This is a genomic window from Micromonospora fiedleri, assembly GCF_016774385.1.
Lineage (GTDB): Bacteria > Actinomycetota > Actinomycetes > Mycobacteriales > Micromonosporaceae > Micromonospora > Micromonospora gifhornensis.
In genome coordinates, this window is record NZ_JAETXL010000008.1 from 294,788 (window position 1) to 315,081 (window position 20,294).

At 70.0% G+C, this 20,294-nt stretch carries 17 protein-coding genes and 1 pseudogene; 13 read left to right on the plus strand and 5 right to left on the minus strand.

The genetic code is table 11. The annotated features are described in order from the left end of the window. Positions 1-832: 832 nt before the first annotated feature. Together JMF97_RS23260 and JMF97_RS23265 are read right to left on the minus strand one after the other, a co-directional pair. Positions 833-1,612 carry a transposase family protein gene (locus JMF97_RS23260; RefSeq protein ID WP_203223438.1) on the minus strand — a complete coding sequence of 260 codons (780 nt, stop codon included), beginning with the start codon at positions 1,610-1,612 and terminating at the stop codon, positions 833-835. Between the two features lie 257 nt (positions 1,613-1,869). Next, on the minus strand, positions 1,870-2,481 hold the full coding sequence (locus JMF97_RS23265) for a hypothetical protein (protein ID WP_203223439.1): 612 nt from the start codon (positions 2,479-2,481) through the stop codon (positions 1,870-1,872). Positions 2,482-2,675: 194 nt separating this feature from the next. Between JMF97_RS23265 and JMF97_RS23270 the strand changes: the two genes are divergently transcribed. The 9 genes from JMF97_RS23270 (at position 2,676) to JMF97_RS23310 (ending at position 11,942) form a co-directional block, all read left to right on the plus strand. Beyond that, positions 2,676-3,953, plus strand: a complete 1,278-nt coding sequence (locus JMF97_RS23270) for an efflux RND transporter periplasmic adaptor subunit (RefSeq protein ID WP_203223440.1) — start codon at positions 2,676-2,678, stop codon at positions 3,951-3,953. A 70-nt stretch (positions 3,954-4,023) separates the two neighbouring features. After that, complete coding sequence (locus JMF97_RS23275) at positions 4,024-4,776, plus strand: response regulator transcription factor (protein WP_203223483.1); 753 nt, start codon at positions 4,024-4,026, stop codon at positions 4,774-4,776. Then, positions 4,773-6,377: a sensor histidine kinase gene (locus JMF97_RS23280; protein WP_307817066.1), complete on the plus strand. Its 1,605-nt coding sequence runs from the start codon at positions 4,773-4,775 to the stop codon at positions 6,375-6,377. The genes JMF97_RS23275 and JMF97_RS23280 overlap by 4 nt, the downstream gene beginning before the upstream one ends. A 126-nt stretch (positions 6,378-6,503) precedes the next feature. Next, positions 6,504-7,724, plus strand: coding sequence for an efflux RND transporter periplasmic adaptor subunit (locus tag JMF97_RS23285; protein WP_203223441.1), 1,221 nt, complete (start codon positions 6,504-6,506; stop codon positions 7,722-7,724). Continuing rightward, positions 7,724-8,464 (plus strand): ABC transporter ATP-binding protein, encoded by a 741-nt coding sequence (locus tag JMF97_RS23290; RefSeq protein WP_203223442.1) that lies wholly within the window; start codon positions 7,724-7,726, stop codon positions 8,462-8,464. The genes JMF97_RS23285 and JMF97_RS23290 overlap by 1 nt, the downstream gene beginning before the upstream one ends. Then, on the plus strand, positions 8,461-9,654 hold the full coding sequence (locus JMF97_RS23295) for an ABC transporter permease (RefSeq protein ID WP_203223443.1): 1,194 nt from the start codon (positions 8,461-8,463) through the stop codon (positions 9,652-9,654). Before JMF97_RS23290 ends, JMF97_RS23295 begins: the two co-directional genes overlap by 4 nt. A gap of 21 nt (positions 9,655-9,675) precedes the next feature. Continuing rightward, positions 9,676-10,236, plus strand: coding sequence for a DUF5666 domain-containing protein (locus JMF97_RS23300; protein WP_238359908.1), 561 nt, complete (start codon positions 9,676-9,678; stop codon positions 10,234-10,236). Between the two features lie 825 nt (positions 10,237-11,061). Continuing rightward, positions 11,062-11,676, plus strand: a complete 615-nt coding sequence (locus JMF97_RS23305; RefSeq protein ID WP_203223444.1) for a superoxide dismutase — start codon at positions 11,062-11,064, stop codon at positions 11,674-11,676. Between the two features lie 5 nt (positions 11,677-11,681). Continuing rightward, a complete protein-coding gene (locus JMF97_RS23310; RefSeq protein WP_203223445.1) occupies positions 11,682-11,942 on the plus strand; it encodes a superoxide dismutase in 261 nt (86 codons plus the stop codon). Positions 11,943-11,980: 38 nt separating this feature from the next. On the opposite strand, the gene JMF97_RS23315 is transcribed toward JMF97_RS23310, so the two are convergent. The 3 genes from JMF97_RS23315 to JMF97_RS23325 all read right to left on the minus strand — a co-directional run bounded on the left by JMF97_RS23315 (position 11,981) and on the right by JMF97_RS23325 (position 14,537). Next, on the minus strand, positions 11,981-13,243 hold the full coding sequence (locus JMF97_RS23315; protein ID WP_203223446.1) for an ATP-binding protein: 1,263 nt from the start codon (positions 13,241-13,243) through the stop codon (positions 11,981-11,983). Between the two features lie 141 nt (positions 13,244-13,384). Beyond that, a complete protein-coding gene (locus JMF97_RS23320; protein ID WP_203223447.1) occupies positions 13,385-13,951 on the minus strand; it encodes a hypothetical protein in 567 nt (188 codons plus the stop codon). Between the two features lie 94 nt (positions 13,952-14,045). Next, positions 14,046-14,537, minus strand: a complete 492-nt coding sequence (locus tag JMF97_RS23325; RefSeq protein WP_307817067.1) for a DEAD/DEAH box helicase — start codon at positions 14,535-14,537, stop codon at positions 14,046-14,048. A gap of 185 nt (positions 14,538-14,722) precedes the next feature. Between JMF97_RS23325 and JMF97_RS23330 the strand changes: the two genes are divergently transcribed. The 4 genes and pseudogenes from JMF97_RS23330 (at position 14,723) to JMF97_RS23345 (ending at position 20,271) form a co-directional block, all read left to right on the plus strand. Then, entirely contained in the window at positions 14,723-15,775 is a 1,053-nt protein-coding gene (locus JMF97_RS23330) for a hypothetical protein (protein WP_203223448.1), read from the plus strand. After that, positions 15,772-16,398, plus strand: a complete 627-nt coding sequence (locus JMF97_RS23335) for a hypothetical protein (RefSeq protein WP_307817069.1) — start codon at positions 15,772-15,774, stop codon at positions 16,396-16,398. The genes JMF97_RS23330 and JMF97_RS23335 overlap by 4 nt, the downstream gene beginning before the upstream one ends. Continuing rightward, complete coding sequence (locus JMF97_RS23340; RefSeq protein ID WP_238359909.1) at positions 16,395-18,497, plus strand: DNA recombination protein RecN; 2,103 nt, start codon at positions 16,395-16,397, stop codon at positions 18,495-18,497. Before JMF97_RS23335 ends, JMF97_RS23340 begins: the two co-directional genes overlap by 4 nt. 589 nt (positions 18,498-19,086) lie before the next feature. Further along, a pseudogene (locus tag JMF97_RS23345) lies at positions 19,087-20,271 on the plus strand (IS3 family transposase). The last annotated feature ends 23 nt before the right edge of the window (positions 20,272-20,294 follow it).

Below are 20,294 nucleotides of genomic sequence, written 5' to 3' on the forward strand. Positions count from 1 at the left end.
CCTTCCGCCGGGCTTACACCAACCCCGGCGGCCGAGCCTGGCGATCTACCACGTGACTTTCGCCGTCAGCAGGCCGCCGGCGCCTTCGTCTGGGGCTGGTGGCCGACGCCGCGGTGCTGGTGACGGTGGCCTCGGCGTGCCTCCTCCCGAGCGGCAGCCGGAGTTCATGAAAGCGATGGAGCTGGTCCGCAGCTACCGGCAACGCCCCGGGATTGTGCGCTGGGGACTGTTCCGCGAGAGGGAGTCCCGGGAACTGACCGACGAGCGCGCGGAAGAGAGGTAACAGCGGGTCAGGCCGTACCCTGGCGGTTAACCCGCCCCTCCCCGGCCGCCTTCGACCGACCATGGTCGCGCTCGGTGCCGGCCGATCCGGTTGCGGTGCGCTCGTGCCGCTGGTCCGGCGAGTGCTCCACGGTGGCCCCTTGCCGGCCCCGCGCTCCGCTGCCCGGGTGCCGGCGGCCCCGCGCCGACACGCCGCCGCTGTCATGCTTGTTGCGCTTGTGGCTACCCATGCCCGGTGGGTACCCGGCACCCGGGCCGCCCATGCTTTCGAGCGGACGGCTCCGACGAAAAATGCCGAACTTGCTCGGTTCGCCGAGCTCCTCAAGACGGACACGGACGGCGGGCCTTCCATCATCTGCACCGCTATCGGGCCCGCGGGCACCGCCGCCGGAGTCGATAAACCCTGACCCCACCCACACTCGGGCAAGCCCTCCCTGGTCCAGAATAGGGGTGAACCGCCCTGAAAGCGACACACCGAAAAAACCTAACAAAGTGCTACTAAAGGACGTCTCGTAACTCGATGAAGGTGTTGCCGGGAACGGTGCTGGCGTCACCCCGCGAGGATGATGTTGTGGAGATGGGCGATACCGGAAGCGGTGTCGGTCAATGTGCTGGCGGCGCGGCGGTAGTCGCGCAGGATCTTGAAGCACTTCATGTGGGCCAGAGCGTGCTCGACCTGCGCTCGGACGGTGCGGTGCTGCTTGTTCAGGTCGGCTTTCCAGTCGGGTAGTTCGCTGCCGTCGGCGGGTTTGCGGTAGGGGATGATCACCTCGGGGTTGCCGCGGTAGGCGCCGTCGGCCATGACGGGGCGTCCTGCGAGTTTCTGGTCGATGCCGCTGGTTCGGTAGACGATGGTGTCGTTGCGGTTGCCGGGTTGCGGATCGCCGAGGGCGACGACAAGGCGGGTGTGGGCGTCGATGGCGACCTGCAGGTTCGTGCTGTAGCGGTAGTTCTTGCTCGGCGCGGCCAGCCGGTGATCCCGGGTTGGTATGAGGGTGCCGTCGACGATGGTGATCTGGTCGACCCGACGCCGGTGTACCGGGGCCAGGGCCAGCAGAGGGCCGAGGGTGTCGATCACTCGGTGCGCGGCGGAGTGCGACACCCCGAACAGCGGGCCGATCTGCCGCATCGTCAGGTTTGTGCGCCAATAGGCGGCGACCAGCAACACTCGATTAGCAAGGTCAAGCGACCATTGCCGGCCCGGCCGGCCATCGGCGATCGTGTCACCGCCACGCTCGGCGACCAGCCTGACCAGGCGACGGAACTGGGCGGGCTGCAACCCGGTGAACGGGAAGATCCACTCCTGGCGGGCTGCCGAGATCACCTGCACCCAGACATGATCCACCATGGACGTCCGCCCGAGTTACGAGACGTCCCTTACGCACCACGACAGATTTCGATCAGCTCTGCTGATGTTGCCCCTGTGGCCCTACCAGCCGCGCCGTGACCTGCCTCAGCGGCGGGCTGCTGGCGGCGGCTTCCATGTTCGACACGCGGGCCCGCGGCGTTCAACCTGGGCGAAGTCGTCGGGTCGGGGCGCCTGCCGGCCGCCAGCAACGTCATGATGGGCCGGCGCGGTGACGGAGGTCAGTTTGGCGCTGGTGGGCTGACCGGCGCGCAGGCGGCCAGCGCCTCCTTCGCCTTGGCGTCCGACGGGTCGAGACTGTCCGGACTGACGCCACGCCCGTTGAGGCAGGTGCGGTAGGCACTGTCCCGCCCGTCGCCCTGCCCGGCGTCCGGCGCGTCCGGTGCATTCGACCCGCCGGGCCCACCTCGCCCGCCGGGTCGCCCGGCCGGCATCAGCGAGGAGCACGCCTCCTGCGCCTTCTGCCAGGTGGCCTCGTCGACATCTGCCGGCCGACCCATCCCCGGGAACCGGCGTCCCTCGCCGTCCGAGGGAAGGTCCGTGCGGAAGCCGGAGGGAAGGTCCGTGGGGAAGCCGGACAGGCGGTCGCTCGGGAAGCCGGAGGGAAGGTCCGTCGGGAAGCCGGACGGGCGAACCCCAGGAGAGCGGTCCGGGCCGGCCGAGGGCAGGGTGACGCCGTTGTCGCGCAGGCAGTTCTGGTACGCAGCAAAGGCGCTGTTCCCCTCGCCGCCGGTCGCGGTGGGGGCGCTGTCCCCGCTGCAGCCGGTCAGCAGCGCCGACGCGGCGGCGGTCAGGACGGCCGCCAGCAGGCGGCTCCTTCCAGTCTTCGACACGGAGACTCCTCAGCCGTTTCCGGGACCCGCTCAGGTAACCGGACCCAGCTCCGGGTCGCCTCGGACCCGACTGGGAGTTTCCTCGGAGCTTTCTCGGTGACACCGGGCCGACCCCGTCGGCAGGATCGCTGCTTTGAGGCAACTCCGAGCTGGAACCGAGCCGCCGGAGAGGAGCGGCGGGCAGACTGGCCGTCATGGAAGACGGCCAGACCCGACTGTGGCGTACTCAACGAGGCCGTTGGGGGGCCGCCGCCGGTACCGCGCTCGTGCTCGGCGCCGCCGGGGTGTTGGTGTTCACGGCGGACGCCGACGAGGTGCCGGCCCGGCCGGTCACCGTCGTGGTCGACCGGGGACCTGTCGAGATCGAGGTCGCCACCACCGGCACGGTCCAGGCGGCGACCACCCGGGCGCTGAGCTTCGCGGTCTCCGGCACGGTGGCGAGCGTCGCCGTCCGGCCCGGCACGGTGGTGCAGGCGGGGCAGCAGCTCGCCACGCTCTCCGACGAGGATGTCGCCACGGCGGCCGATGCGGTCGACCGTGCCGAGCAGGATCTCGCGGAGGCCCGGAGCGCGCTGGCCGAGGCGCGCGAGTCGACAAGCGCGGCGTCGAGCTGCCCTACCGCCGCCGTCCGCGCGGTCGACTCCGCCAGCCGGGCCTCCCGACCCGTCGCGTGGACGTCGCCGCAGCCCACCGGGACGGCGACCCCGACTCCCCCGGCGGCATCGGAATCCGCGACACCGACCCCGTCCTCCCACAGCCTGCCGCCCACCTCCTCCCCGACCAGCCCCGCCCCCGCGCGCTCCGGAGCCCCGCAGCCCGACGCGACGCGCGCACCCGCCTGCTCGGGCGGAGCCCAGGGCGGAAGCGACCGAATCCTCGATGCCCAACGCCGGGTGAACCAGGCCGAGGCAGCGGTGGCCGAGGCGGAGAGCACGCGATCCGGTGTCACCATCACCGCGCCGATCCGGGGCACCGTTCTGACGGTCGCCGGAAAGGTGGGCAGCGCGGTCGGCCGAGGAGCCACCTTCATCACCCTGGCGGACACCTTCAACATGCAGGTTGAGGCGAAGTTCCCGGAGGCGGACGCGGCGGCCATCGCCGTGGGGCAGGCCGCCACGGTGGGCCTCGCCGACCGGGCCGGTCAGGCGTTCTCGGCGACAGTCGTGCAGGTGGACCCGGTCGGCACCGCCGACGGCCAGATGGTCCGTTACGGCGTGGTGCTCTCGTTCACCGAAGCCCCGGAGAACCTGCTGATCGGGCAGACCGCGGCGGTGACTGTGCGTACGGGGTCGGTGGCCGACGCACTGCGTGTGCCGTCCACCGCGGTGCACGATGTGTCGGACGGCCACGGCACGGTGCGGTTCGGCGCCTCCGGCGAGTCGCGTACGGTCGCCGTCGGCCTACGCGGGGACCAGTACACCCAGATCATCGAGGGGTTGGCTGCCGGCGACGTCGTCCTGCGGTCCTGGTGACAGCTCAGGCACAGGCTCGACACAGGTCGCTCCGAGGCGGGCCCGGTAGGCAGGGCCGGTGCAGATCGACATCCTTCGGCCGCCCGAGGGCGGCCCGGCGTCCGCTCTCGGCGGCACAACCGGCGCTGCCCGGGTACTGGTGGTGGACGACGAGCCGAACATCTCCACGCTGCTCGCCGCCGCGCTGCGCCTGGTCGCCTACGACACCCGGGTGGCCGCCAGCGGCCGGGCGGCCCTGGCCTGCGTCGAGGAGTTCAATCCCCACCTGGTCGTCCTCGATGTGATGCTGCCGGACCTCGACGGGTTCGAGGTGGCCCGGCGGTTGCGCGCGGCCGGGCGGCAGGTGCCGGTGCTCTTCCTGAGCGCCAGGGACACGGTGGAGGATCGGGTGACCGGGCTGGTCGTCGGCGCGGACGACTACGTCGCCAAGCCGTTCAGCCTCGAAGAGGTGGTGCTGCGGATCCGGGCCATCCTGCGCCGCAGCCAACCTGAGCCCTCGACGGTGCCGGAGACCTCGATGCTGCGCTACGCCGACCTGGAGCTCGACGACGGCGCCCACCAGGTGCGCCGGGCGGGCCAGTTGGTCGAGCTGTCGCCGACCGAGTTCCGGCTGCTGCGCTATCTCCTGGTCAATGCCGGCCGGGTGGTGAGCAAGGCGCAGATCCTCGACCGGGTGTGGAACTACGACTTCGGCGGTGACGGGCGGATCGTCGAGTCGTACGTGTACTACCTGCGACGCAAGGTCGACCGGCTCGGCCCGCCACTCATCCACACGGTTCGCGGCGTGGGGTACACCCTTCGGCTGCCGACCGGGGACGAGTGAACGGCCGGCTGCGGGTGCGCCCGTGGGCGCACTGGACCCTGCGTTCCCGGCTCGTGCTCGTGGTCGGTGCGCTCACCACGGTTGCCCTGCTCGGTGCGAACACGGCCGGATTCCTCCTGCTCCGCGGCTATCTGCTGCAGCGGATCGATGACCAGCTGACAGCCCAGGCCCGCCCGCTGCACGCCGGCCGCGGGCCGGGGACGGTGCCCAGGCCCGGTGACTCCACACCGCCGGGAGTCGCGTCGTCCGCGAGTCCGGCCCCCTGGGCGGAGCCCGAACCAGCGTTCGGTGCCGGGCGTGATCTGCCCGGCCGGTTCGCCCGCCTGGGACAGGACCAGTTGGTTCTGGCCTATCGCCCGGACGGTACCCGCGACACCGAACGCAGCAGCACACCGACGGCGGGGGCTCCGGATCCGGGCACGCTCGCCGAGGTGACGGCGCGGGCCGCAACCGGGCGACCGTACACCGCTCCGGCCGGTGACGGCGGGGACGACTGGCGGTTGCTGGCCGTGCCGGTCGGGCAGGAGGGAGCGGTGGTGGTCCTCGGCGTGTCTCTCGGCGAGGTGGACCGGACCGCCGACCGTTTGCTGCTCATCGACGTGGCGGTCACCGGCACCGTGCTGCTCGGGCTGGGCCTGCTCGCGGCCTCGGTGGTCCGGCTGGGCCTGCGCCCGCTGACCAGGATGGAGGGCATCGTCGCGGGTATCACCGGTGGCGAGCTGACCCACCGGGTCGACGGGGCCGACCCGCACACCGAGCCGGGGCGGCTGGGCGCGGCCGTGAACCTGATGCTGGACCGGATCGGCGCCGAGATGGCCGCCCGCGCCGCCTCCGAACGGCGGCTGCGTCAGTTCGTCGCGGACGCCTCGCACGAGCTGCGTACCCCGCTCACCTCGATCCGGGGCTTCGCCGAGCTGTACCGGCGCGGCGGCGCTCCGCCGGGGCCGCTTCTCGACGAGACGATGAGCCGCATCGAGGGCGAGGCGGCCCGGATGGGTGTGCTGGTCGAGGACCTGCTCCTGCTCGCCCGGCTGGACCAGCAGCGGATTCCGGTGCTGTGTCCCGTCGACCTGCTGGAGGTGGCCGCCGACACCATCCGTGACGCGCACGCCCGCACACCGCAGCGTCGTGTCCGGCTGACCACCCTGGCCGACCGCGACGACTCGTTCGAGCCGCCGAGCGTGCTCGGCGACGAGCATCGGCTCCGCCAGGTCGCGGCGAACCTGGTCGGCAACGCGCTCCAGCACACCGGGCCGGACGTGCGGGTCACCGTCCGGGTCGGGCGGCTGCCCGCGTCAACGGCCGACGCGGCTGTCCGGTCCGCCCCGCCGCCCGCGCCGGCCGGCGGGCTCGCGGTGCTGGAGGTGCACGACGACGGGCCGGGGATTCCCGTGGAGCACGCCAGCCGGGTGTTCGAGCGGCTCTACCGGGCGGATCCCAGTCGCGGGCGGGGCAACGGCGGCGGCTCCGGCCTGGGGCTCTCCATCGCCGCCTCGATCGTGCACGCCCACGGCGGCTGCATCGAGCTGGACACCACACCGCAGGCGGGAACGACGTTCCGGGTGCTGCTGCCCGCCGCGCCCGACGAAGCCGCCGGGTAGCCCGACGCCGGGGGACACGTCGCCGACCGTGGGCCGGCCGACCGGCCCGAGTTACGGACGGGGATTCCGAGCCAGCTCTGAGCTTCCCTGGAACCTCCTCCCAGCCGGCCGGTGGAGGCTTCGGCCATGCGTGTGCGCCTGCCGGCTGTCCTGCACCGGCCTCCCGTGGTGGTGAACGCCGCACTGGCCCTGCTGCTGCTCGGCGGCGGCTACTGGGCCTGGTCGTCGGTCACCGGTGACTCCGCCGCACAGGCGGAGCCGGGCCAGGCCGCCCGGACTGTCGTGGTGTCGCGGGGGACGGTGACCGCCACGGTCACGGCGGACGGCTCGATCGAGAGCGCCACCACGGCGAGCGCCGGCTTCGTCACCGCCGGCACGGTCACCGACATTCGCGTACGGGTGGGGCAGACCGTCAAGAAGGGACAGCTACTGGCGACCGTGGATCCGGCCGCGGCCGAGCGAACGCTCAAGCTGGCCCGGGCGAACCTGGACGCCGCCGAGAACGCGCTGGACCGGGCCCGCGCCGCCGGCGGCGACACCGCGTCCGCCGAGAACGCGGTGACCCAGGCGGAACTCGCGGTCGACGAGGCCGAGGCCGGGGTCGCCGGGACGAGACTCACCGCGCCGATGGCCGGCACGGTGGTCGCCGTGAACGGCACGGTGGGCAGCTTGTCCGGGGGCGGGTCGTCCGGCAACCTGTCCGGCGGCTCCGGTGGCCAGCAGGGCGCGGGCACGTCGAGCACGGCCTCCGGGTTCGTGGACCTTGCCGACCTGACCCACCTCCAGGTCAGCGCGGCGGTCGCGGAGGCGGACGCCACCCGGCTCAAGAGCGGGCAGGCGGCCACCGTCACCTGGAACGCGCTGTCCGGCGCGCGGGCCACCGGAAAGGTGACAGCCATCGACCCCCAGGCCACCACCAGGAACAACGTGGTCACCTACGGCGTCACGATCGGCCTGGACGAGCTGCCGACCGGCGCGAAGCCGGGGCAGACGGTCACGGTCAGCGTGGTCACCGGCACCGCCCAGGACGTCCTGCTGGTCAACTCGGCCGCGGTCAGCGGCAGCGGCGACCGGCGCACCGTCACCGTGGTCACCGAAACCGGCGAGGAGACGCGGCGGGTGCAGGTCGGACTCGCCGGAAACCAGGCGTACGAGATCACCTCCGGGCTTGCCGAGGGCGAGCGGGTCGTTCTGCCGGAGAGCACCGCCGGGACCGGCAGCAACGGCGGCGGCCCCCGGGGTGGCGCGAACCTTCCCGGCGGCGGCATCCCGGGCGGCGGCTTCCCCGGCGGCGGGTTCCCGGGTGGCGGTCAGGGCCCGCGACCGGCCGGAAACGCGGGACGCTGATGGACCTCCGGGGCACGCCGCGCCGTCCGGTCCTGGACGTCCGCGGGCTGACCAAGGTGTACGGCGAGGGGGACGCGGCGGTGCACGCGCTGCGCGGCGTCGACCTCTCGGTCGAGGCGGGCGACTACGTGGCGATCATGGGTTCGTCGGGTTCCGGCAAGTCCACACTGATGAACATCCTCGGCTGTCTCGACGTGCCGTCGGGCGGGCGGTACCTGCTCGACGGGGTGGACGTGAGCAGTCTCGCCGACCGGCAGCTCGCGCTGGTCCGTAACCGGCTGATCGGCTTCGTGTTCCAGGCGTTCAACCTCATTCCCCGCACCAGCGCGCTGGCCAACGTGGAGCTTCCGCTGGCGTACGCCGGCGTCCGCCCGGCCGAACGTCGGCGTCGCGCGATGGCCGCGCTGGACGCCGTCGGGCTCGCCGATCGCGCCGGCCACCACCCCAACCAGCTCTCTGGCGGGCAGCAGCAACGGGTCGCCGTCGCCCGGGCGCTGGTCACCGAGCCTGCTCTGCTGCTGGCCGACGAGCCCACCGGCAACCTCGACAGCCGCTCCACCGAGGACATCCTGGTCATCCTCGATCAGCTCAACAACGCCGGACGGACGATCGTGCTGATCACCCACGAAACGGAGGTCGGTGCCCGGGCCCGGCGTCTGGTCCGGCTCTTCGACGGCCAGGTCCGCGTCGACACCCGGCAGGACGCGCCGGGGCGGCACACGGCGGGGGTGCCGCGATGACCCTTGTCGAGACCCTCCGCTTCGCCCTGCGCGGAGTGGCCGCCAACAAGCTGCGCTCGGCGCTGACGATGCTCGGCATCCTGATCGGCGTCGCGGCGGTGATCCTGCTGGTGGCGGTGGGCAACGGGTCGGCTCAGGCGATCACGAGCCGGATCGAGGCGCTGGGCACCAACACCCTCACGGTGACCGGCACCAACCGGGGCGCGGGCAGCGGCGGGCTCACCGTGGAGGTGGCCGACGCGCTGGCCGACCCGGTGCTCGCGCCCGACGTACGATCGGTGTCTCCGCTGGTCAGCACCTCGGCTACCATCACCTACCAGGGCGCGGAGTACGAGGTCGGCCAGTTCGTCGGCACCCGGCCGAGCTGGTTCGACGCCTCGAACTCGCCGGTCGCCAGCGGCACGGCGTTCAGCGTCGACGACGAAGCGCAGGGCCGCCGGGTGGTGGTCGTCGGAAGCACAGTCGTCGACGAGCTGTTCGCCGGGGCCGACCCGATCGGAGAGCAGGTCACAGTCGGCGGCGCGCTGTTCACAGTGGTCGGGGTACTGGCCCCGAAATCCACAACCGGCTTCCAGGACGCCAACGACGTGGTGGTCGCTCCGCTGCGGGCCGTACGCGAGGTGCTGACCGGCTACGGGACGCTCAGCTCGATCCTTGTCGAGGCGAAGAACCCGGAGCAGGTGGAAGAGGTCCAGACGCAGATCGGCACGGTGCTCGCCCAACGCATGCCGAGCACCGGCACCGGCAGCACCCCGTACCGGATCCAGAACGCCGCGCAGCTACTCCAGACCCAGACCGAGACGGCCGAGACGTTCACGGTCCTACTCGGCGCGGTCGCCGCGATCAGCCTGCTCGTCGGTGGCATCGGCATCACCAACATCATGCTCGTCACGGTGACCGAGCGGACCCGAGAGATCGGTATCCGCAAGGCGCTGGGCGCCCGGCGTCGGACGATCCTGGTCCAATTCCTGACGGAGGCGACCCTGCTCAGCCTGATCGGCGGGGCGCTGGGGGTGGCCGTCGCGCTGGTCGGGTCCCGGTTCTCCATCGTTGGCGTACGGCCGATGATCGTGCCCAGCTCCGTCGTGCTGGCCCTCGGCGTGTCGGTCGCGATCGGGCTGTTCTTCGGCGGCCTGCCAGCGGCCCGGGCGGCCCGGCTGCGCCCCATCGACGCCCTGCGTTACGAGTAGCCCATCCGGAGAGGCGAGGACATGGACACCACCGACACCGTCATCTTCGAACGGGTGGGAGACGAGGCGGCAGGGGCGCCGGACCGCACGGCGGAGCCCGACCGCGACCTCTCCGCCGCGCTCTCCGCCGCCGCGCCACGCCGCCTGTGGAACCGGGGCACCTTCGTGCTGGCCGGGCTGCTGCTGGTGCTGGTCGGCTTCCTGGCCGGGACGCAGGTGCAGCAGCGCTGGGGAGACGCTCCGGCGACGGCGCAACCCGGCCGGATGGGTGGCGTCCCGGGGGCGGTGCCCGGCGGGTTCCCCGGCGGGGGCTCGGGGCGCGGAGAGCCCGGCAACGGGTCGACCCCGGCCCCTGCCGCGGCGGCCACCACTGGCAAGGTGAAGCTTGTCGACGCCGGTGTCCTGTACCTGGAGACCGCCGACGGCACCGTGGTCACCGTGCGGACCGACGACCGCACCACCGTGCAGACCAGCCGGAAGAGCGAACTGGCGAAGCTCCGGGCCGGGCAGACGGTCAGCGTGCAGGGCGACCGGTCGGCCGACGGCACGGTCACCGCCACCACGGTCACCGCCACCGGCTGACCCGCGTCGGTGAGGACGTACGAGAGTGGTGATCGCCGGCAGCCCAGCGACTCGAAACGCCGAGTAAACCGCACCCCTGTCCGTCAGCGATCAGGTCCCGGGGGCCTCGACGGGCCGCGGGTCGTCCGGCCCGGCAGGCCGTTGAGGCAGCGATCGCAGGCCCGGCAGTTGGGGTCGTCGGGTAACGGCAGGGGCTGGCGGTCGTCCGCCAGCCAGCCCTACCCCTTCCGAGCACGGTGACCCGCCGTCGACACCTCCTGCCGCAGGCGACGACCTTCTCGACGGCGCCTGGCAACCGACCCCACCAGAGTCGGTCCGCAGACCTCCTGGCAACGACTTGCCCGCCACCGCCCCACCGAACGCCGGCCCGGCGTCCGCGTCATCACCTGAACCACCCGCACCCCACGACGGCAGGCGCCGTGTGCTCCGGGTGTGGTCCTAGGCTGGGAGAACAGGGGCCGGGTGACGTAGGTGAACGTGGGCCACTCCCTGCCACCCCGGGTCAACCCGCAGGCCGTTAGACTGGGCCCTCGCGCCCTCGTAGCTCAGGGGATAGAGCATCGTTTCCTAACCCGCCGCTCCATTCGTGTCCGCAGGCTGATGACCTGCGGCTTTCTCTTTCCAGGGGTTCTGCGCCGGTCGCACGTGCGCGCCGCTGTAATCGCCTGCGGAAGCTCAGCGAAGTGCGTAAGTGCTGGTCAGCTCTACTTTTCCATCGACCACTGTGGCTGGCACCAGTGGGCGGGTGCTCCGGCAACGCGATGATCTGAACAGCGCCGGGGTGCCCGCCCAACTCTGCGACGACGATGGTGTGAGGAGTTGCTGGTGGCCGTCTACTCTCTGCCCGACATGCCGTACGACTACGGTGCGCTGGAGCCGGCGATGTCCGGCGAGATCCTGGAGCTGCACCACAGCAAGCACCACGCCGCGTACGTCAAGGGCAGCAACGACGCCCTGGAGCAGCTGGCCGAGGCCCGGGACAAGGGTGACTTCGCGGCGCTGGTCGGGTTGGAGAAGACGTTCGCGTTCAACCTCTCCGGGCACGTACTGCACTCGATCTTCTGGAACAACCTGTCCCCGCACGGCGGCGACCGCCCCGACGGTGAGCTGGCTGCCGCGATCGACGAGCACTTCGGCTCCTTCGACGGCTTCGCCGGCCAGCTCTCCGCGGCTACGAAGAGCGTGCAGGGCTCCGGCTGGGGCGTCCTCGCCTGGGAGCCGCTGGGGCAGCGGCTGATCGTGGAGCAGGTCTACGACCACCACGGCAACGTCGGGCAGGGCTCCACCCCGCTGCTGGTCTTCGACGCCTGGGAGCACGCCTACTACCTGCAGTACCGCAACGTACGCCCGGACTACGTCGACCGGCTGTGGAACCTCGTCGACTGGGCCGACGTGACCGCCCGGTTCGAGGCCGCCCGCGACGCGACGCCGAAGCTCTGACCGGCGTGACCGGCCCGGTTCCGGTCGCCGCCGACCTCGTGCAGCGCGCCGCCGGGGTCATCGCCGCCCGCCACCGCGGTGACCTCGCCGGCGCGGAGGCGCTGCTGGCCTCGTTCGACACCGACCAGGCCCGCACGCTCGGCTTCTACCTCCTCGCCGACCTCGCCCTCGGCCTGGTCCGCGCGCAGACCGGTCAGTCCCTGGACGACCTGGTCCGGGAACTCGCCCTGCTCGTGGCCGCCACACCACCGCCTCCGCCCGGCTGAGGGCATGCCCACTCCCCTGACGGCTGATGAGCGGCCTGTCAGCCTGCTGTCGAGGTGGAAACCTGCCATAGGGCGCTGACCGGCATGGCGCGGAGTCTGTCGCCGAACGGCAGCGTGGTGGTTCCGGTATAGAGGACGATGCCAACGATGAAGTCGTCGCCGAGGCGGTCGGCGAGTCGGCGTAGGCCGCGGAAGTCGTCGGGTCCGACGGTGCTGGCTGCTTTGACCTCGATCCCGACCACCTGACCAGCTCGGTTCTCGAGCACCGCGTCGATTTCGTACCTGCTCTGGTCGCGGTAGTGAGAAAGGTCGACGAACTGCTCGGACCAGGTGAGCTGGCGGGACAGCTCGGACAGCACAAATGACTCGAGCAGCGGCCCGAACGGTGCGCCCGGCCGGAGCAGTGCCCGGGCGTCGGTCGCGATTTCGTTGGCGGCGATGCCCGAGTCGACGAAGATCAGCTTCGACGCGGCGGTGGCACGGGTGCCGAGGTTGCGGGACCAGCCGGGAATCCGTTTGATCAGGAAGATCTCTTCCAGGGCTTGGAGGTAGCGGACGATCGTCGGCCGGCTCAGTCCGAGGGCGGACTCGAGGGAGTTCGCGGCGATGATGGTCGCGGACCTGGCCGCGAGGAGGCGTACCAGCCTGCGTAGCTCGCCCTTGTGCTGAATGTCGGACAGCTGCCGCACGTCGCGGTCGATGAGCGCCTGGACATAGGCGTCAAGGAACCGTTGGCGGCGGCGCGGGTCGGTGCGGGCGGTGGCCTCGGGTAGGCCGCCTCGCACGATCCTGGCCGCGTAGTCGGCGCGGGTCACGTCCGACTCGTGTCGCAGGTCCGGGCCGAGCGCGAAGACGGCGTCGATGAATCCGTCCAGGGCTCCGTCGAGTTCGCCTTGGGAAAATGGCCAGAGCTCGACGGTTTCCATCCGACCGGGCAGCGCGTCCGGCGCAGCCACCATGCCGAACAGCCGAGACGATCCGGTGAGCAGGTACCGGCCAGGACGGGGATCCTCGTCGACGGCAGCCTTGATGGCCAACAGGAGCTCCGGAGCGCGCTGGATCTCGTCGATGACCAGGAGTTCGGAGGCGTCCACGAACCCGACCGGATCGGCGATCGCCGCCGCCCGGTCCTGAGCCCGATCAAGATCGCGGCGCTCGGCCAGACGATCGCCGGCAACGAGGCGGACCAGGGTGCTCTTGCCCGCTTGACGTGCCCCGCTGATCAAGACGACGCGGGTGTCCGCCAGAGCAGCGTTGACCTGCGCGGCAGCGTGGCGGGGGATCAGATGCGGTGTGGTCACGGCGTCATCATAACCGCCGCATTTCCGATCTGCGAGGCCCCTTGCTTTCGATATGCGGCACCCAAAGCGTTCGATACGCGGCCATTTGATGTTCGATCTGCGGGCCAGACGAACGGGGCGGTTCGTGGAAGGGGTCCACCGCTACGTCGCGTTGCTACGGGTCGCGGCGAGTTCGGGGAAGGCGTCCTCCCAGTGCTGGCGGAGCTGGGGTGGCAGCCACACGGTGGGCCAGAGCCGCCGCAGCAGGTCGGCATTGAGCCAGGTGTTCAGGTCCTCGACGGTGCTGGCTTCGGTGAGCACCGCCTTGTACATGCTGGCCAGGCGTGCGGGCTGGGTCAGGTCGTACTCGGCGTGCCCGGACCAGTCGAGGTGATGCGGGAGCGTCACCGTGCTGTCGGTCGGGCCGTGTAGTTCGGTGAGGGCTTCGGCAACCACGTAGGGCTTCCGGTCACCGTAGGGCCGGTAGTCCGCCGGCGGCTGAGGTGATGTCCTGCGCCGGCTGATGTTGGTCGCCGGCCGGACTTCCGGTCGGAGCGCCTGACGGATCGTCTCCCGGCTGTACCCGGTGACCCGCTGCAGATCCACCGGCCGCCACCCGGCCGCGTGGAACGCCCGCAGTTGCTCGTCCCGCTCGGTCAACGCCTGCGCCCGCGTCGCCTCGTACCGGGAGACAACCGCCTGCAGCTCGTCCTCGGAGAACCGGCCCATGGCCGTTAGCCTGCCAGGCTAGGCCCAGCACGCTTGGCTTGCGTCATGTCTCTGGAGCCGGCGGACCAGTCATGGTGATCGCGATGGGATGCGCTCATGTTCTGGTGAAGCCGAGGGCTCGGTATCCGGGCATGCGGCGTGGGAGTGAGACGGCGAGGATGGGGGTGGCCGGGTCGTGGTAGTCGTGGACCTCGGCGAGGTCCTTGCCGGGTGCGGCGCGGATGACGCGGCCGGCGCATTGGACGAGTAGGCCGTCGTAGGAGATCGGGCCGGCGAGGAAGAGGGTGTCGAGGGCGGGTGCGTCGAAGCCTTCACCGATGAACGGTGTGGTGCCGATGACGAGCAGGCCGTCGCCGGTCTTGGCGCCGTCGAGTCGGTCAACGACGGCCCGTCGTTCGCTGGTGCTCATCGCGCCTTGAAGCACGAGTGGCTGGTGTCCGCGTGCGGCGAGCAGGGCGGTGAGTGCCTCGACGTGGGCGACCCGCCGGGTCAGGACGAGACAGTTGCGGCCGCGAGTCAGGGCTGCGGCGACGTCGTCGGCGATCTGGGTGTTGCGGGGCTCGTCGAGGGCCAGCCTTCGGTGCACCTCGGCGAGTGCCGGGCGCGTCCAAGTCGATGTCGCCGGGCGGGACTGTACAAATTACTTCCCCGGATGGTGCGCGAAGAAGAGGCGAATGGGCAATCGGGTACCTGCCGTCCTGTAACCCCTTGATTGCTTTGCGCTGTCCGCTTTGAAATGCTGTCGGCGAAGGCGTCGAGGAGGGAGGTCCTGTGCCGGAGAGTGGGCTGGTTCTGGCAGCTGGCGAGCCTCCGATCAACTTTCGCGCGCACGAACTCCGAGCCGCCAACCTGGCTGGCGCGCGCGACGACTTCGAGCAGATGATTCGCGAGTTGGTGGCCGCGTGGTATCGAGGCGCGCGCGTGATCGCGGCCAACCCGGGCGACTGGGGTATCGACGTCGTGGTCGGTGACCTGGCGGGGCAGATCGTGATTTGGCAGGCGAAATACTTCATGCCTGTGGTGACGCCCTCCCACCAGGGCCAGATCCGCGAGTCCTTCTCGTCGGCCATGAAGGCCGCAGCGGAGCATGGCCACAAGGTGCGAAAGTGGATCTTGTGCGTTCCCGCGAGCATGGACGCCCCGATGGACAAGTGGTGGTCCACGTGGAAGAAGAAGGCGGAAAAAGACTGCGACGTCAAGATCGAGCTCTGGCACGAGGGTGAGTTGCGGCAGCGCTTGATCTCGCCGGACGCCGCTAATGTCCGGCGCCATTACTACGACCCATACCAGGCCCCCGCAGAGTCGAGGCCGGGCCGACCCGAGGTGATCCGGGTCGAGCCGGAGAAGGCGACCGCCTTGGAGACCGCGCTGTTCGTCAGGCAGCTCCGGGAAGCCGGGCACCAGCAGGTCAGCTCGGCAAAACTGGAGTTCTTCAACGCCGAGCTGCTCGCGCGCGAGATCGTCGACAAGGATGTGCCGGCTGAGGTTAATGCGCTCGTTGAGGCAGACGCGACCGTGCATAGCATCTGGGAGACGTCTTTCAACGAGGTGGCCGAGTTGCACCCCGCTGGCCCCAAACTGCCGGGTCTGCACGCGTCAGTGATGAGACAGATTCGCAGCATGGGCCACTCCTGGCCGGCGGAGCTACGGTCGACGCCCGTGCACCGGTGCGGCATGATGCACCGGATTGTCGAGGACGGCCGTGCAGGTTGGGTCCCTCGCTGGGAAGACGTGGTCGTGGAGCATCGGGACGGGCAGCCAGCACAGGTGCCTGCGCCGGCTCAGCGGGATCCCGACACCGAGACCGCCGGAGCCCTCACGTGACCGCGCCGTCGGACTCGGCCCACGCCGTCCACCGGCCGCCGGTGGCGGTGCCGGAGGACGACACGGTGTTCCGGCTGGCCCAACTTGTGCTTCTCCTCCATGTGGTCGCCGAGTTCCACCCGGACGGTGTAGAGCTGGAACGGCTCGGCGCGTACGACTTCATCGCCGCGAACCCCCTGCTGATGGCGTCGAGCGATGACGACCCGGACCGGTTCGAGTTGCTCATGGCGGGCTTCGACGACCGGGCGTTGTCCTATGCAAGCGCGGCGCAGAGGTTCGCCACACGGCGAGAGCGGCTCAAGCACGACTTGGCGCTCCTGCTCGCTTACGACCTGGCGACCACCGCAGTTCGTGGGCACATCCTTTACCGGTTGACGGACGCCGGCGTCGACATGGCGATGCGGTTCACCGCCATGTACGCGCACTCCTACACGACCGCAGCGACCATTGTCGTACGCAGGCTGAGGAAGGTCCGGCCCGGACCGCTCCGGGAGAAGGTGACCGAATGGACTCGCCAGCCCTCGGGCCCCCACCGCATCGACCTGGCCGACCTGTTCGTTGAGCCCGAAGATCTGGACGAAGCGGACGCCTTCGGCGAAGACAGGGTGGGCAGGTCGTCATGACATCACCCGCGAACCCTGCCTCGTCGCCGCCGGGCAGACGAGGCATCCGAATCCGCCGGCTACGGCTCGTCGGGCCCGAACGCCACTACCAGGTCGACTTCGTTGATCGTGAGACAGGCAACCTCAACTCCTTGTCCGTCATCGCTGGGGCCTTCAGCACGGGCAAGTCGACCGTCCTGGAATTCATCGACTACTGCCTAGGCGCTGGCGACTACCCCCGACACCCAGAAGTGATCGCGAAGGTCCTACACGCCTTCGTCGAGCTGGAACTGTCCGGTACGCCGTACGTCCTCGAGCGTGGCCTCGGGGATCAAGCCGGCCAGGTTTTCCTACGCCCCGGCATGCTCGACGACGGCGCTGGCCCCCCTGTTGAACGACGGCCGATCAAACCGCCCGGCAGCCCGGACAGCCTCTCCTCTCTCTTGCTAATGCACTGCGGGCTGGAAGGCGTCCAGCTCCGCGAGGCCCCCACCCAGGCGAACTCTGGCACAGACCCGCTCAGTTTCCGAGACCTGATGGGACTGTGCTTCTTACCGAACGAGCGCGTGGCGAGCAAGTCCTTGCTGTTCGAGACCCAGCACATGAAGGCGCTCAAACTACGCCAGGTCGTCGACGTGGTGTTCGACGTCCACGACGACCGCGCGGTAGACCTCGGACAGCGCATCAAAGACCTGGAGACACGGCTGGCCCGGGCCCGGGTGGCATACGAAGCGGCACAGCAGATCGTCGAGGAACAACGACTCGGCGGGCGCATGGAGCTGGAAATGGCCCGTGACCGAGCTGCCGAGGAGTTGGCCGTCGTTGCCCGAGAACAGGAAGCGATCGACCAGCGTGTAGCCGCCGCCGCTGGATTCGCCGAGGCGCAGCGGCGGCGGCATCAAGCAGCCGCGGAGGAAGCACGTCGCGCTGAGGCGAAGCTTCGCGACCGCGAGACACAGCTCCGCCGGATGGTTCCGCTGCGGGCACAGTACGCCGCCGACGTAGCCAAGTTGACCATGCTCACTGAAGCTCATCAGCTCTTCGACCCGCTCCAGATCAAGGTCTGCCCAGCATGTCTATCCACCCTCGGACGAACCATCAGGGTCGAAGGCGGGGCGTGCGGGTTGTGCCACGCCTCGGTCGCCGATACGACTGGCACGCTGACTCTCGGCGACGTAGCGCCCCCAGCCGTGCCGGAGCAGAGCGGCGCCATCAACGGCGCGGCCGCCGGTCCGAGCGGAGGAACCGGTGTGTTGCCGGATGGCGACAGCTCTCTTAACCCGTTCGACGTCAGCACCGAGCTGCGCGCGACCAAAGCGCGCCTGGCCGAGCTAACCAGATTTGTGGATGACCTGGACGCAGAAGTGAGCCGGCTCAGGCCACGCATGGAAGCCGCTCGTACCGCTGAACGGCAAGCAGCAGCCGAAGTTGATCAGGCCACCACTCGGGCGATAAGCCCTTACCTCGCCGAACGTGACGCTCTTGCCCGGCGGCGCCAGAACGCCACTGCTGCGGCTCAGCTCGCCAGAACGGGGTTGCAGATGGTCAGCAGCCTCGAAAGACGAGCCAACGACGTGCTCCGCTTGGACACCTCGGTCAAGGTCCTTCGCGAGGAACTCGCTAATGCTGGTCAAGATCGGACGGACCGAGCCGGGATCATCCGGACCATCAGCGACCGGTTCGCCGCGATCCTGGCCGACTGGCGGTATCCGAAACTGAGTAGCGCCCGTCTGAATGACGAGCTGGTCCCGTTCGTGCGCGACCTCCGATACACCTCGGCATCCTCCGGCGGCCGGACCCTGATCTCCCTCGCGTGGATCCTCGCGATCTTCGAGGTCTCCTGGGAGTCGGGTGGCTCCCACCCCGGCTTTCTCTTCCTGGACAGCCCGCAGAAAAACCTCGGCCAAACCGGCGAACGCGATGCCGAGTTCGCCGACACCGTAACGATCGCGGACTTCTACAAGCACCTGCACACCTGGCTCACCGGCCGAGGGGCCGGGACCCAGATCATCATCGTCGACAACGCCCCGCCCGCCGAGGTCGAGGACGATGTTGTCGTGCGTTACTCCGGACGGGCGGACCAACCGCCCTATGGCCTCATCGACGATGCGATCGCCTGAACCCGTGACTTGACTGTCCCACAAGCGGTCGAGCTGTCGGCCGCCCTGCTGGCAGAGGGCCATCAACCGCGCGCACGCCCGTGATCGGCCGCCCGGCGGCGGCTTGGCTGACTCAACAACGCGGTTATCCGGCGGATATCCCTGGGAGACCTCCGCTACGGTGGCTATCTGCCTGGGCTGCGCGGGCGTGTGTGATGGCCGCCGCGCCGTTGCCGGTAATGCGAAGAACCAGGCCACGCACGGCGCCTTCCCCGCCCGACGGATCATCAGCGCTGCCTCCAACCCGTGCTGCAGCCTCGTCTTCGTCGTGGACAGCAATCTCGTCGTCAACGAGCAGCTCGGCTGCGGTCTGAGAAACCTCCTGCGCCGTGGAACTAACCGCTTCGTCTGCCGCTGCTTGATCCTCCGCCGCCGTCGCCAGCCCCTTCCACCGCTCCCCGGGCCCTGCCCAACGGACGTCTTCGGCGCCGCGGCCGTGCCACAGCGTGGACATCGCCCTGGCGAGGTCCGCGCACACACTCGGGTCTGCTGCACCGGTAGGTGACATCTGAGTTGGCTTGCCTTGTTGGCGGGCTGGAAGGATGTCGCTGTGCCCAAGCCCTACCCTCGTGAGTTCCGCGATGATGTCGTTCGGGTGGCCCGTGACCGTGATCCGGGCGTGACGGTCGAGCAGGTCGCGAAGGACTTCGGGGTGCACCCGATGACGTTGTTCAAGTGGTTGCGCCAGGCTGACGTCGAGGCTGGCGCGAAGCCCGGCACGACCAGCGGTGAGTCGGCCGAGTTGCGCGAGGCCCGCAAGCGGATCAAGCTCCTCGAACAGGAGAACGAGGTCCTGCGCCGGGCTGCGGCCTACCTGTCGCAGGCGAATCTGCCGGGAAAAGGCTCTACCCGCTCGTGAGCGAGCTGGCCGCCGACGGGATCCCCGTCGCGGTGACGTGCCGGGTGTTGAAGATCGCTCGCCAGCCCTACTACCGGTGGCTGGCCCGACCCGTCGCCAGCGCCGAGGAGGTGGCGGCGTACCGGGCCAACGCGTTGTTCGACGCCCACCGTGACGATCCGGAGTTCGGCTACCGGTTCCTGGCCGACGAGGCCCGCGACGCCGGGCAGCCGATGGCTGATCGCACGGCGTGGCGGATCTGTTCCGGTAACGGCTGGTGGAGCGCGTTCGGCAAGCGCAAGCGTCGCGGCAAGGTCGGCAAGGCAGGCCCACCAGTGCACGACGACCTCGTGCGCCGCGACTTCACCGCCGACGGCCCGAACCGGCTGTGGCTGGCCGACATCACCGAGCACCACACCGCCGAGGGCAAGCTCTACCTCTGCGCGATCAAGGACGCCTGGTCCAACCGGATCGTCGGCTACTCCATCGACTCGCGGATGAAGTCCCGCCTGGCCGTCACCGCGCTGGACAACGCCGCCGCCAGACGCGCCGACCTGGACGGCTGCATTCTGCACACCGACCGCGGATCCCAAGCAGTACACGTCGTTCGAGTTCGGCCGAACCCTGCGTTCCTGCGGCGTCCTCGCGTCGATGGGCTCGGTCGCCGACTGCTACGACAACGCCATGGCCGAGACGTTCTTCGCCACCCTCAAGACCGAACTGGTCTACACCCGGGCCTGGCCGTCACGGCATGAGCTGGAGATAGAGGTCTTCTCCTACATCGAGGGCTTCTACAATCCTCGCCGCCGACACAGCCGTCTGGGTAACGTCAGCCCCGACACCTACGAGAAGATCCACCGAGAGTCCCTGACAGACATCGAGGTGTCCGGCCGATAGGGGTCACTTCAGCACCCTGTCCG